Source organism: Streptomyces sp. NBC_01190 (genome assembly GCF_045039895.1).
Classification (GTDB): domain Bacteria; phylum Actinomycetota; class Actinomycetes; order Streptomycetales; family Streptomycetaceae; genus Actinacidiphila.
The window spans coordinates 3,366,363-3,380,555 of sequence record NZ_CP108580.1; the positions used below are offsets into that span (position 1 = coordinate 3,366,363).

Annotated in this window: 7 protein-coding genes; 5 read left to right on the forward strand and 2 right to left on the reverse strand. The window is 67.0% G+C overall.

Annotation, left to right across the window (positions count from 1 at the left end; translation table 11 throughout):
* The first annotated feature begins 492 nt into the window (after positions 1-492).
* The 5 genes from OG519_RS13925 to drmB all read left to right on the forward strand — a co-directional run bounded on the left by OG519_RS13925 (position 493) and on the right by drmB (position 12,671).
* Positions 493-705: a hypothetical protein gene (locus OG519_RS13925; RefSeq protein WP_405583093.1), complete on the forward strand. Its 213-nt coding sequence runs from the start codon at positions 493-495 to the stop codon at positions 703-705.
* A 188-nt stretch (positions 706-893) separates the two neighbouring features.
* Positions 894-5,657 carry a sacsin N-terminal ATP-binding-like domain-containing protein gene (locus OG519_RS13930; protein WP_405583095.1) on the forward strand — a complete coding sequence of 1,588 codons (4,764 nt, stop codon included), beginning with the start codon at positions 894-896 and terminating at the stop codon, positions 5,655-5,657.
* Positions 5,654-7,558, forward strand: a complete 1,905-nt coding sequence (locus OG519_RS13935; protein ID WP_405583097.1) for a UvrD-helicase domain-containing protein — start codon at positions 5,654-5,656, stop codon at positions 7,556-7,558. Before OG519_RS13930 ends, OG519_RS13935 begins: the two co-directional genes overlap by 4 nt.
* Positions 7,555-10,812: a helicase-related protein gene (locus OG519_RS13940; protein WP_405583099.1), complete on the forward strand. Its 3,258-nt coding sequence runs from the start codon at positions 7,555-7,557 to the stop codon at positions 10,810-10,812. The genes OG519_RS13935 and OG519_RS13940 overlap by 4 nt, the downstream gene beginning before the upstream one ends.
* Positions 10,809-12,671, forward strand: a complete 1,863-nt coding sequence (drmB, locus tag OG519_RS13945; protein ID WP_405583101.1) for a DrmB family protein — start codon at positions 10,809-10,811, stop codon at positions 12,669-12,671. Before OG519_RS13940 ends, drmB begins: the two co-directional genes overlap by 4 nt.
* Before the next feature lie 107 nt (positions 12,672-12,778).
* Here drmB and OG519_RS13950 read toward each other — a convergent pair whose 3' ends face one another.
* Both OG519_RS13950 and OG519_RS13955 read right to left on the reverse strand, forming a co-directional pair.
* The gene (locus OG519_RS13950) at positions 12,779-12,988 is read right to left on the reverse strand and encodes a hypothetical protein (RefSeq protein WP_405583103.1); all 210 of its coding nucleotides are present in this window, start codon (positions 12,986-12,988) and stop codon (positions 12,779-12,781) included.
* A 287-nt stretch (positions 12,989-13,275) separates the two neighbouring features.
* Positions 13,276-14,145 (reverse strand): SigB/SigF/SigG family RNA polymerase sigma factor, encoded by an 870-nt coding sequence (locus tag OG519_RS13955; RefSeq protein WP_405583104.1) that lies wholly within the window; start codon positions 14,143-14,145, stop codon positions 13,276-13,278.
* Between the last annotated feature and the right edge of the window lie 48 nt (positions 14,146-14,193).

Consider the following 14,193-nt stretch of genomic DNA (forward strand, 5'->3'; position numbering starts at 1 on the left):
GCTAAGTTGACAAGTACGGCAGCGTCAACCAACAGTTGATCGAACGCGATCTCCCGATGCCGGTTCACTTCGATGTCCAACTTGCTCCGAATGATCAAGTTCACCCCAAAATGGGACACTTCCACAAGCCGAGTCATCAACTCGTCTCAATCGGGCGGGAGTTCTGATTGCACAGTCGGACGAATTCAGGATACGGTCGTTGACGATGGGGACCCCGTCCCGCTTGCGAAACCCAGAATGGGAAGGTCGGGCGGCGGGAGAGAACTCCGCCCAAATTCCGACCCTCATGGCACGCGACACCTCCGCAGAGGCTTACAGAAAAAAGCCTTCCGAAAAGGACTGGCTGCACGAGACCTCCATCCCCTAATTTTATTTGAGGGAAGACAGGCTCACTCAAGGCGTCAACTTATCAATTTCTTTTCACACGGGGGACGTGTGCCCGAAATACACCCCTGTGCAGCTGCAGGATGCGACTCGACAGGGGTAGATCGGATGAACGAGCAGGACAGTGAATCGTTGGACTCACTTCGGGAGTCGAGCGCATTCGAGCTGGCAATCAAGACGGCGGAGAGCAACGACAAGGTTCTGGGAATTCTTCACGAATATAACCTGTCCGAGGAGAACTTCACCAACAAGTTCCCCGTACTGGCGAAGGTGGTCCAGGGGCTGCCAGACGTTCCGGACGAGACTGCTTCCCCGGGTTGATTCAGCACGTCACGGGCCCGAAGTCTCAGTCTTGCAACAACCGAAGACTTCACCGTAAGCCCTCCGCCTCACGAAGGCACTATGGAAAAACCCAGCGCCACGAGGAACAAGAGCCGGCCGACGATCCGCTGGCCGGCCCGCCGTTCGCTCTTTCGTCCGGATCTTCGAAACCCAGGAGTGCAGAAGCAGTGCCGTCATCGTCCTCTTCGGTTGTTGAAACCGTTCTCGAACAGTCCTCGCGTGTCCTGCAGACTTACGCTGTGGACCCTGGTCTCGTAGCCGAGCATGCCAATGGCGAGCGTCGTATCACCCAGGGCGGATATGGCGATCGTCAGCTTTTCGAGCTTGTTCAGAACGCGGCAGACGAAATGTCTGACGAGTCGGGTGGGCGAGTTTATGTTGTCCTCACGGAAACCCACTTGTACTGCGCGAACGAGGGTAGCCCAGTGACCCCGCAAGGCACGGAGACAATTCTCCGGATGGGCATGTCGAAGAAGCGTGGCGGCCAGATCGGGCGTTTCGGGGTGGGCGTCAAATCGGTTCTCGTGGTGACCGACGCGCCGGAATTCTTCAGCAGCACCGGAAGTTTCGGATTCGACCGCGCCTGGTCGTACGACCAGATCAAGGCCGTACCCGGCGTGACTGCGCGCTACGGTCCGGAGTTCGACGCCCCCGTGCTGCGGATGGCTCGACCTCTGGACGTGCGGGCCGAGCGCGCTTCCGATCACGTCCTGAACGAGCTGTTGAACTGGGCCATCACCGTCGTTCGCCTGCCCCTGCTCCCGAAGGCGGATGACCGGCTGGGCCGGGACATGCACGGCGGACGTGCCAAGGACCACGGCGAGCTCCGCGAGGAATTCCCGGTCGGCTTCCAACTCTTCTCGCCGCACGTCGCGAAGGTCGTGCTGGAGGACCGTCGGCCACGGCCCATGGCCCGTCGGACGCTGACCGCCCAGCAGACCGGCGACTTGCACACCGTGGTCGAGGAGCGGACCGGGAAGGCCTTCGCCACCGAACGGTGGCGCGTGTTCACCACCACCCACGAACCCGGTCCGAGCGCCCGCGCAGACGCCGGAGAACTGCACGGCCGGCTCTCCCTCGACCTCGCCTGGGGCGTCCCCGCCCTGGAGAAGGACTCGGAGAGCGGTCTGTATGTCAGCCCGCGATCGCGCGGACGCGGCACGTTCTGGTCTTTCTTCCCGACCAAGTACGAGATGTCGCTGAGCGGCATCCTCAACGGCGCCTGGAAGACGAACGAGGACCGCCAGAATCTCCTCGACTCCTCTCCCCTCAACCAGGAGATGATCCGGGTGTCGGCGAAGCTGGTCGTCGACTCCCTCCACTCTCTTGCGCCCGAGGAGGACCCCGCCGCCTATCTCCCCCTGCTGCCCGGCAGAGTCAAGGAGGCGATCAGCTGGGCCGACGAGTTCCTGACCCGGGAGATCTGGGCCCACATCGCGGACCGTCCGTCGCTGCCCGACCAGGACGGCGTCCTGCGCATCCCGACGGCACTGAGGATCCACCCGCGCCTCGACAAGGACCTGAAAAAACTCTCCCGTTGGCTGCGGATGTGGCATGAGTGCCCCCGGCGCCCCTCGAACTGGCTTCACCCGAGTGCCGAGGCGGACACCCTGCGCTCCGGAAAGGTCGAGCACATCATCAGCGCGGCCGGGCATGAGCGGACCGATGTCCGGGAATGGTTGGAGGCTCTGGTCGAGAGCGGCGTCCCCGAGGCGTCGGCAGTGGCCGTTCGCATCCTCGCGGACATGGTCGAGAACGGCTCTCCCTTTGCCGAGGAGGCCCGCAAGGCCCACGTCGTGCTCACCGAGGAGCACGGTCTCGTCGCACCCGTGCACGGCAAGGTGTTCCGCCGTGCCGACCAGGGCGGCCTGCGCGAGGCCCTGGTGTACGTGGTCGACGAGCTCGCCCAGGACCCATCGCTGGCTCACGCGCTCAATGTCCTGGGCATCCGGGAGGCCGATGTCGAGGGCCGGTTCGTCAGCGTCCTCGATCAGGGCTTCGGCCACTACGGCGACTCGGACTGGGAGCGGTTCTGGGAGCTGTTCCGTCAGGCGGGGATGCGTCGGCTGAGCCACAAAGTCCTGGAAAGGGTACCCACTCCGCGCTCGACGCTCCGGGTGCGGACCGCCGACGGTCGGTTCCGGCCGGTCGAGTACTGCATGCTGCCGGGTGTCGTGGTCGATGCGAAGCGCGACCCAAGCATCGCAGTCGACATGGCGTTCCACTCCGACGACACCCCCTTCTTCTCACAGGTCGGCCTGCAGGAACGACCGTTCGGTGGGGCCCGCCCCCAGGAAGACGAAGCGTGGTTCGTGGAGTACCGCGAAGCCCTCCACGCCGCCTACCTGCGCGGCTTGGACAGTCGCGCCCCCCGCCCCGCGCTGAACCGGATGAAGGTCGAGGGCGCCGCGATCGGCGGCCCGCTCCACCTCTTCCGCGCCCTCTCCGAGGAATCCCGCGCCGCCTTCCTGAAAGTGCTGCCCGACGACGCCGTGGTGGACAACTGGACGCGCCAGATCGGCGCACAGACAAACACCCGACAGGCCGTTCCCTCACCGATCCGCTGGATGCTGAGGAAGTTCGGCACGATCGCCACCTCCCAGGGGATCAAGCCGCTCAAGGAGGCCGTCGGGCCCCAGCTCGCGGACTACCGGGATGTGCTGCCGGTCGCCGACATCTCTGCCGAGAAGGCCCGCAGGCTGCGACTCCCGACCACCGTTGACGAAGTTCCTGCCGACCGATGGGACACGCTCCTCGACGAGGTGACCCGCAGTGAGGACGACTCCTTCGTGGGCGCTACCTACGTGATGCTGACCCGGTTCGGTGCGGACTTCCCCGAGGACTCCCTGACCCGTTGCAGGATTGGCGACGCCTGGGGAACCCGGCCCGACGGTGAGATCACGGTCGCCGTCGGAGCCGCTCAGTACCAGGCGCTGCGCGCCGAGGAGCTCCCTGCGCTGCTCGTACCGACCGCCGACGACGCCGAGCTGATGATCGAGAAGTGGGGCATGCTCCGCTATGCCGACGTGATCAGCATGGAGACGCGTGAAGTGCCGGAGGGCGGCCCCGTGCCGCTGGTCGAGCTGTTCCCTGCCCTACGGCAGCGTCTGAACAGCGGGTACCGGAACAGCATGGTGCAACTGTGCAGCGAACTGGAGGAGATTACCCGGACACCTAACGGCACACATGCCTCCCCTCTGGACGCCGTGCGCCAGGACAGCACGGTCAAGGTCCGAGTTCCTCTAAACCCGGAGCCGATGCTGCGACTGATCGACCGCGAACTCGGCTTGGGCCTCGGTACAGCCGGTTGCCGTGCGGTTCTGGAGCACCAGGATCGTATGGCTCGGGACAGCGAGATGAAGGCAGCGCAGAAGGCGGTACGCGAGGCCGCGGACGTGGTGGCCAAGATCGAGCTGCTGATCGGGGCCGACGCACTCCGAACCGGCCTCCCCGAAGGATTGATGGAGGCCGAACTGCTGTCGACCGATGGCGTGGAGCCGTCCGGGCTCCGGATCGCGCAGATGGCGTTCAACGCGCACGGTGACGGGGTGCTTCAGCAACATGTGCGGGACATCCAGGCACGCTTCCCCAACGCCCCGGTCGCGTACGGGGGTTCGTCGGCGGCCATCGGGTTCGTCTCGGAATTGAATCTGCCTGTCGCGTTCGCCGGTTCGAGGACCCCCTCTCCGGCCCCGTTCGAGACCGTGGAGGGCCCTCGAGACTTCCCGAGCCTCCATGAGTACCAGGAGGACCTGGTGCGGAACATCTCCACCATGCTCGACCGACTGGCGCCCCAGCGGGGCATGCTGTCGCTGCCGACCGGTGCCGGCAAGACCAGGGTCGCCGCCGAGGCCGTGATCCGCTGGGTGAAACGTGTCGGTGACCTCAAGGGTCCGCTGCTGTGGATCGCGCAGACCGAGGAGTTGTGCGAACAGGCCGTCCAAAGCTGGAAGTTCGTCTGGAGCAAGGTCGGCGCTGAACGGACACTGACGATCAGTCGACTATGGAGCACCAACGAGGTCGGGAACGTCGTTGACCACCCGCACCTGGTGATCGCCACCGACGCCAAGCTGGAGCGGTGCCTGGGTGCCGACCAGTACATCTGGCTGCGCCAGGCCGCACTGGTGATCGTGGACGAGGCACACACCGCCATCTCCAAGCGGTACACCGAGATCCTCGGCCGGTTGGGACTCACCCAGTACGAGACCGGCCGGCATCTGCTCGGTCTGACCGCCACCCCGTTCCGGAACACCAACGAAGCCGAGACCCGACGCCTGGTCAGCCGCTTCGGCAATCGACGACTCGACGAAGGAGTCTTCCCGTCGGGCGACCCGTATCGCGACCTCCAGGACTGGGGGATGCTCGCCCAGGTCGAGCACCGCACCCTTGAGGGCGGTCATATCGAACTCACACGGGACGAGAAGACACACGCCGATCGCATGGCCATGCTCTCCCGCTCCGCCGAACAGCGGCTCGCCGACGACCACGCGCGCAGTCGGCGCATCGTCGACTCGGTGGCCGACCTTCCCGACGATTGGCCGACGTTGCTCTTCGCCACCTCTGTTGACCACGCCAAATACCTGGCGGCCATGCTCAACGACCGGGGTGTCCGATCCGCAGCCGTGGACTCGACGACCAGTGCACAGGACCGTCGTGCACGCATCGAGAACTTCCGAAGCGGACGTATTCGGGTCCTCACCAACTACGGTGTGCTCACCCAGGGATTCGACGCTCCGGCGACGCGTGCCGTGGTGGTGGCCCGGCCGGTCTACAGCACCAACGTGTACCAGCAGATGATCGGTCGCGGACTGCGCGGACCACGGAACGGCGGCAAGGAAAGCTGTCTGATCCTCAACATCAGTGACAACATCACCAACTTCGATACCGACCTCGCCTTCAATGAGTTCGAACACCTCTGGAGCCGGAAGTGACCGACGCCTACCGCGACAGTCCCCCGCTCACCGACGAGCAACTGGCCGTGGTCGAGCAGCCTTGGGACGCTCGCGTCCTGGTCGCCGCAGGCGCCGGTGCCGGAAAGACCCACACCCTGGTACGCCGACTCGACGCGCTGTGTGGTCATGAGGACCCCGAACAGGGCCTGGAGGCCGTGGAGATCCTGGTGCTCACCTTCTCCCGGGCCGCCGCCCGGGAGTTGCGCGAGCGAATCTCTCGGCACGGAGAGCGAGCCCGTCGAGTGCGCGCCCGTACGTTCGACGGATGGGCCTACGAGTTGCTCCGCCAGGCGCATCCGGACGCCGACTGGGCAACGGTGGGCTTCGACGAGCGGATCGCCACCGCGACCCGCGCGATCGAGGTGGGCGCACTGGAGATCGGCGACGCGGTCCCGCCGGCCCATGTCGTGATCGACGAGGTGCAGGATCTGCTGGGTGGACGCCGCGAGCTGGTGGAGGCGCTTCTCGATCGGTACCAGGACAGTTGCGGCTTCACCCTCGTGGGTGACGCCGCCCAGTCCGTCTATGGCTTCCAGATCGATGACCTGGGCGAACGCGCTGACGAGACCGGCCGCTTCTTCGAATGGCTGCGCTGCTCCTACCCCGACGACCTGGTGGAGTTGCACCTCACCCGGAACTTCCGGGCCGCCACCTCGGAGGCCCGGGTCGCCCTGGCACTCGGCCCCCGCCTCCAACAACCGGGCGATCCGGACGAGGTCGGAAAGCTCTACGAGGAACTGCGCGACCTCCTCCTGGATCCGGCGAACGGCATGGGCGGCCTCGACGACGAGTTCACCCTGGGCGGCCTCCGAGACCTCTCCGACACATGCGCCATCCTCACCCGTGACAACCAGCAGGCCCTCGTGGTCTCCGACCTGCTGCACGCGCACGGCATCGACCACCGACTCCGACGCCCGCTGGAGGAGCGTCCAGTGCCTTACTGGGTGGCCGAGTTGCTGCGCCGCACAGAGGCGAACGCCCTCACCGAGGAGCGGTTCCGTAGGCTCCTCGCGGACATCCCGCTACCGTACGAACCGGACGTCACCGCCCTGTGGACGGTGCTGCGTCGGGCCGCGCGCGGAGCCGGACGTGGCGTGCTGGATCTGGACGGGTTGCGCCGGGCGGTCGCCCAAGGCGGATTCCCCGACGAGGCGGCCGAGCCGGAGACGTCCGACGTCGTCGTCTCGACAGTGCACCGGGCCAAGGGCCTGGAGTTCGACCGGGTGATCGTCCTGACACCACCTGCTCTCTCCGAACTCCACAAGCGATACCGGAACGAATTGGACCTGCATGCCGAGGCGTGCGCCCTGTATGTGGCGATGACCCGTGCCCGTCAGGACCTCTACCACGTGGCCCCTCCCGAGCTGCCGCTCTTCAGGAGAGCGGGAGGCCGGCACCGCGGTCGTCGCTACCTCGGGTCGTGGCGGTCGTACGACAGGTACGGGATCGTCGCGGAGCCGGGCGACGTGAGCCAGGACGACCCACCCGGCCGGGCGACGGATGCCGTCGCCACTCAGGCGTATCTCCTGAACCAGGTTCGCCCCGGTCAGGAGGTGCTGCTGCGCAGGCGTCACAGTCTGCCGATGGGCGAGCAGGAGAGCCCGCCGTACGCCCTGGTGCACGAAGGACGGGAGATCGGCGAGGCCTCACAGAGGTTTCGCGAGGAGCTGTTGCAGGTGCAGAAGGTGAACCGCGCCTGGGACCCTTGGTGGCCCGACGAGATCCACGGCCTGCGGATCGACACCCTGGAGACCGTGACAGGCAGCACCGCCGTCGGCGCCAACGCCGGTCTCGGGGAGCGAGGCGTGTGGATCGTCCCACGGATCACCGGCATCGGCCGTTATCGGAGAGCTGACAACCACGAGGAGCAGCGAGCATGACACAGGTGGCAGGCCGACACTCCGAGCACTACCGGGTCCGGGACGAGGAACTTCTGGCCGGGCTCCGCCGTGAACTCCTGGGCCCTGCCGAGCACTCCGAGTCGGCGGACCGGAATGAGATCCTCACCCAGGATGCACCGATCGACCGCTATCTGACCGGTGTGCTGTATCCGCGTGCCGCGGACAGGGACACGAGGGACCAGCAGAACGACGACGCCGACGGACAGCAAGGCTTGGATGCCGCCCCCTTGATCGCCCGGGAGGACTTCGAGGAGTCCGGCGCCGCGCAGGATGTCGGCACCTCGGGAGACAGGCGTCCCTCCTCGATGGGCCTCACCTTCGCAGTCCGCCCGGCTATAAGCGGTTCGATCGTGGTCTCGACCCGTGCAGCCCGTTACGAGCCCACCGACGCCGCAGGCAAACGTGTCCCTGCCCGCCGTGCCGAGGCCCGTACCACCGTCGACCAACGGGAGCTGTGGCGACGCAAGGAAATCGCTTTCCCTGACCAGACCATCGACGTGACCCGGCCGGATCCGCGGATGGTGATCACGCCGGCCCCGGAAGCCGCGCTGCACGTCAACGTCCGGCGTCTGGACCAGGCCAACGGCACGGTCACGATCACGGTCACGTTGATCAACACGCAAAAGGTCGGGGAGTGGGACCTTCAGGACGCCTTCTCCCTGTTCCAATGCGGTCTGACGGTCCGGGCCGCCGACGGCTCCACCGTGTTCGTCGAGCGTCCCGCCCCCGCCGCCGATCACGACCCGGAGATGGCCACGAGTCGGTTGCTGCACCGCCACGCCCCGACTTTCGCGGTCGGCCACGGCTGCGCTGCCGAGTGGGACTGGACTCCGCAGCCGATCGGTATGACGGAAGTCGAAGTGCCCGCCGTCTCTGAGGTGCGGACCCAGTTCGTGCCCTCCGTGGAGGTGCTGCTCACCGATTCCAACCCGGAGATCGATAGTTCGGCGCTGTCCATGCTGGAACTGGCCGAGCGGTCCGACGCCGAGGTCCTGTCCGCTCTGGAGGCGCTCGCTGCGGGTTACGAACATTGGATCGACCGCAAGTCGGTCGAGGCCGACGCCCTGACAGGCGGTCGGGATGAGAAGCCCGCGCGGGAGCAGGTGACGGCCTGCCGCGAGGCGCTCGACCGTCTCTGTGAGGGCATCGAGCTCCTGCGGACCAAGCCCGATCTGATGAGGGCCTTCCGACTCGCCAATCGGGCCATGGCCGACCAACGCGCCCGGAGCGCCTGGGTGAAGGGCGGACGTGTCGGCGCCCCCGACCCGGCCGCCGGTCGCTGGCGCCCCTTCCAGATCGCGTTCGTGCTCCTGTGCCTGGCCGGCATCGACGACCGCGCACATCCCGACCGGCAGATCTCCGACCTTCTGTGGTTCCCGACCGGTGGCGGCAAGACGGAGGCCTACCTCGGTCTGATCGCCCTCACATCGTTCCTGCGCCGTATCCGCAAGGGCGCGGACGGCGGCGGTGTCACCGTCCTCATGCGGTACACACTGCGGCTGCTCACCCTCCAGCAGTTCGAACGCGCCGCGATCCTGCTCTGTGCCATGGAGCACATGCGGCGCAGTACACCCGAGTTGGGCCGTGAGGAGTTCTCCGTCGGCATGTGGGTGGGGCGATCGGCCACCCCCAACACGCTGGCCGTAGCAGGGCTGAAGCTCGACGAGTTGCGGAGGAGTCTCGACAAGCGCCTCGCCACCGAGAATCCCGTCCAACTGCACGCCTGCCCCTGGTGCGGAACCCGTCTCGACGCACGGAACTACGAGGTCGACGAGGACGCCAAGCGGATGTGTGTGCGCTGCCCCGGCGCGGGCTGCGACTTTGCGGACGGCCTGCCCGTCCACCTGGTCGACGAGGCGGTGTACGACGCGCGGCCGACCCTGGTGATCGCCACCGTCGACAAGTTCGCGTCGATGCCCTGGCGTCCCGCTACCTCCGCGCTCTTCAACCGCGACGACAACCCGGACGGCGGCACCCCTCCTCCGGAACTGATCGTCCAGGATGAACTTCACCTGATCTCCGGACCATTGGGAACCCTCACCGGCCTTTATGAGACTGCGATCGACGCACTCGCCGATCGCCCCAAGGTGATCGCCTCCACGGCAACCATCCGTCGCGCCGCCGATCAAGGACGCTACCTCTTCGCCCGTGACGTTCGGCAGTTTCCTCCCGCCGGACTGGATGCCCGCGACTCGTGGTTCGCGGTGGAGACACCACGCGAGGAAAAGGCGAGCCGCCGCTATGTCGGCCTCCTGGCCCCCGGCACCAGCCAGTCCACCCTCCTGATCCGCACGTACGCCACTCTGCTGCACCGGTCCAAGCAGGCGAAGGCCGATGATGAGGTCCGCGACGCGTACTGGAGTCTCGTCGGTTACTTCAACAGCCTCCGGGTGCTGTCGGCGGCCGAACTCCAGGTCCATGACGACGTGATGGCGTACCTGGAGCTGCTGGCGGAGCGCGAGGCAGTGGCTGCCCGGTCTGTCGCCAACTACTCCGAGCTGACGAGCCGTGTCGACGCCAGCGAGATCCCCGCCCGTCTCAGGCGCATCGAGAAGCGGCTGCCCGATGACGACACCGTGGACGTTCTCCTGGCCACCAACATGATCGCGGTCGGCGTGGACGTGGACCGCCTCGGCCTCATGGCGGTGATGGGCCAACCGCAGACAACCGCCGAGTACATCCAGGCCACCAGCCGGGTCGGCCGCGCGCACCCCGGCCTGGTCGCGGTCATGTTCAATTCGACGCGGTCCCGGGACCGTTCCCACTACGAGAGCTTCCAGCATTTCCACTCGGCCCTGTACCGCGAGGTGGAGTCCACGTCCGTCACCCCGTTCTCCGCCCGCGCCCGCGACCGGGGCCTGCACGCGGTGATCGTCGCCCTCGCCCGCATCATGATCCCCGCCGCCCGCCCCAACGACGGCGCCGGCCAGGTCGAGTCCTACGAAGACGTGCTCCGAGGGCGTATCAGAGCGATTCTCCTGGAGCGCGTGAAGGCCGTCGCCCCGGAGGAGACCGACGCCGTGTCCCGGGCCTTCGAGGAGTTCGTCGAGTGGTGGTGCGCGGAGGCCGACGTCCACAACTGCCTGCTGTTCGAGCGTCAGAAGAGCAGCCGTATCCCTTCACTTCTGAAGGCGTACGACGACGAGTCCCAGGACGCCGAGGCATGGGCCACGTTGTGGAGCCTGCGCGACGTCGATGCCGAGACCGCCCTGTTCATGGAGGGAACCCGATGACCCCGCCCCCCGCCCGCCGCCGGACCGGCTCGAAGGGAGCCGCCCCCGCCCACAACTTGCCGCGGCGTGGTGCGGTCCGCCGCGCCCAGGCGATCACCACGTACGGCGTGGGCTCTCTCATCGCCGTCGACCACGAGTCCTTCATCGTCTCGGGCCTCGACGAGGCCGAACAGAGCTGGAGCCGTGACGAGTCCCCGCGGATCTACGAACGGCGCCTGGCCCGGGTACTCGGTGTCGACTATTTCCGGCTGCCACCCGCTTGCGACGACACCAGCAGGGACGGCCTGCGTGTCCGGCGATTCCCCTTGATGCACTCGTGCCCCGAGTGCAACGACCTGCAACGGCACCGCGACTTCAATCCGCCTGCCGGGAGAAGTGTCTGCGGTACGTGCGAGGTCGACCTGGTCCCCTCTCGTTTTGTCGTCGCCTGCGAGGCCGGACACCTCGACGAGTTTCCGTACTGGCAGTGGGTGCATCGCTCCGCGGACCGTGGTGCCACGACTGCGGAACAGTGCGGAGGAAAGCTCAAGATGCGAACAACCGGGCGCAGTTCATCACTCCGCTCCGTGCTCGTCTCGTGCACCTGCGGGCGGGCCCCGGAGGTCTCGATGGAAGGTTCCTTCCGCAGGCGCGCGCTCAAGGACCTCGGTCTCACGTGCCGAGGCACCCGCCCATGGCTCGGCACGTCCGCTCTCGCTCGGGAGTGCAGACTCCCGCTGCGTACGTTGCAGCGTGGTTCGTCGGCGGTCTGGCAGCCGGTGCTGAAGTCGGCGCTCTCCATCCCACCTTGGAGCGACAGCCGCGCGGACCCGCTCGCCGAGCACTGGGACGCGCTCCGCGCGTACGACCAGCGTGACCACGTGGAGATCTACCTCCGGGGCGTTTTCAAGGGGGAGTGCCCGGTACCGCTGGACGAGGTGATGGCGCTCCTCGACGCGGAGCGCCTGGAGGACCCGGGCAGCGAGTCCTCCCCCGTCCTCGACGTCCGCTATCGCGCCCTGCGCAACAAGGAGTACGAGCGGCTCCGCGCGGGCAACGACGAGAGCGAGCACTCCCGCAACGAGCAGTTCGTCTGTGAGGGCCCGCTGGGCGAACAGAGCGTGCTCGACCCTCTCGGCGTCACCGGCCCGATGCTGGTCAAGAAGCTTCGCGAGGTGCGCGCCCTGAAGGCGTTCACCCGGCTCGTCGATGCCGAGTCGAGGACCGACTCCACGGAGATGCCGCTGTCGGCACGTCCCCTGCGCTGGCTCCCGGCCATGGAGGTAAGGGGCGAGGGAGTCTTTCTCAGATTGGACGAGGAACGACTCGGCGCATGGGAGAAGAGCGCTCCGGTGGCAGTCCGGGTCGAGCGGATGCGTAGCGCCCACCAGCGAGCGCTCGAACAGCGGGTCGATGACCCGAGCAGGGTCGTACCCTCCCCCGCAACCCCTCGCATGGTGCTGCTGCACACGCTGGCCCACGTTCTCATCAACGAGTGGAGTCTGGAGGCGGGTTACCCCGCCGCGGCACTGCGCGAACGCCTGTATGCCGCCGACGAGATGGCCGGGATACTCGTCTACACGGCGACGAGCGACTCGGCGGGCAGCCTGGGTGGTCTGGTCGCCCAAGGTGAACCGGAGGCTCTCGGTCGTACGGTGCGTTCGGCCGTTCGCCGTGCCGAATGGTGTTCCTTGGACCCGCTCTGTATGGAGACCGAGGCGTCCGGTGCCGGCGGAATCAACCTGGCGGCCTGCCACGCCTGCGTGATGCTGCCGGAAACGAGTTGCGAGCACAACAACATCCTGCTCGACCGCGCCCTACTCGTCGGTACCCCCGACGACCCGCGACTCGGGTACTTCGAGGGCGTCCTGGGGCAGTGATATCGAATCATCCGCAATGACACCGATGGTGATCCGACATGTGCCGCTCTCCCGGTCCGGAGCCGGACAAACGGCCGCCACGGCTCCGAAAATCGGGAGAGCGCGGCTCAGTGGGTGAAGGTGAGGCTGTTGAGAACGGCGGGGCCGGTGACGGTCAGATAGATGGTGGCCGCGCCCGTGGGTTCCGGGTAGCAGGAGTTCGCCTTGAGCTGGAAGGTGCCGTTGCCGTCCGGGTAAACGGTGCAGACCGGGCTCGCGGTGGCGCTGCCGAGGTGGATGTTGACGTTGACGCCGGGCGTGGTGGTGGAGACCCGCAACTGGACGCCGGCGGCGCCGGGGGTCCGAACCGCACGTTGCGGGAGGCCAGATAGCTGCCGGCGCCGCTGAGTTTGACCACCGTGCCGCCGTCACCGCTGACCGTGGTGGCGCCGGAGGCGCTGTCGTACGACTCGGCCTCGACCGTGCTGTGCGCGTCCCGCGAACCGCCGGTGGGTGGCGCGGCGGCGCGGTGGTGGGCGGCGGGCTGGTCGGCGGTGACGTGGGCGGCGGCGAGGTCGGAGCGACGTTCGGCATCCGGCGAAGGCACGTCTGGGCTGGCGTCCGCTCAGCGTTCGGTGAGCATTCCGGTGCGGAGTTTGGCGAGCAGGCGGTTCAGCAGGCGGGAGACGTGCATCTGGGAGTACCCGAGTTCGGCGCCGATCTCGGCCTGGGTCATCTCCTGTCCGAAGCGCATTTGCAGGAGGAGCCGCTCGCGGTCGGTCAATTCGGCCAGCAGCGGGGCGAGGGCGTGGAAGTCCTCGACGAGTTCCATGGCAGGGTCTTTGGCGCCGATGGTGTCGGCGTAGGAGCGCCCTTCGTCTTCCTCGGAGTCGCCGGACGGCTGGTCGATGGACCCGGCGGTGTAGCCGTTGGCGGCGATGAGGCCCTCGATGACCTCCTCCTCGCTGATCTCCAGGTAAGCGGCCAGTTCCGCGACGGTGGGCGGGGTGTCCAGCACGGCCGTGAGGTGATCGCCGGCCTTGGCCAGTTCCACCCGCAGCTCTTGAAGGCGCCGGGGTACGTGCACCGCCCAGGAGGTGTCACGGAAGAAGCGCTTCATCTCGCCGACGATGTAGGGGACGGCGAAGGTGGTGAACTCGACCTCGCGGCTGAGGTCGAAGCGGTCGATGGCCTTGATCAGGCCGACGGTGCCGACCTGGAGAATGTCCTCCATCTCCTCCGGTCCGCGGCCGCGGAAGCGGCGGGCGGCGAAGCGGACCAGGGACATGTTCATCTCGATCAGGGTGCCGCGTGCGTAGGAGTACTCCCGGGTGCCCTCTTCCAGGCTCTGGAGCCGGTCGAAGAACAGCTTCGACAGCTCTCGCGCGTCGCTCGGGGCGACCTTGCCCGCGTCCTCGATCCACGGCAGGTCCGTGATCTCCGTCCGCGCGGGCCGAAGGGACGCTGCTGCGAACTGCTCAGTGGATGCCGTCATGTCAACTCCTCGACTCGTAGACCTGCCAGGCCCAGTACTGCCCCTCAT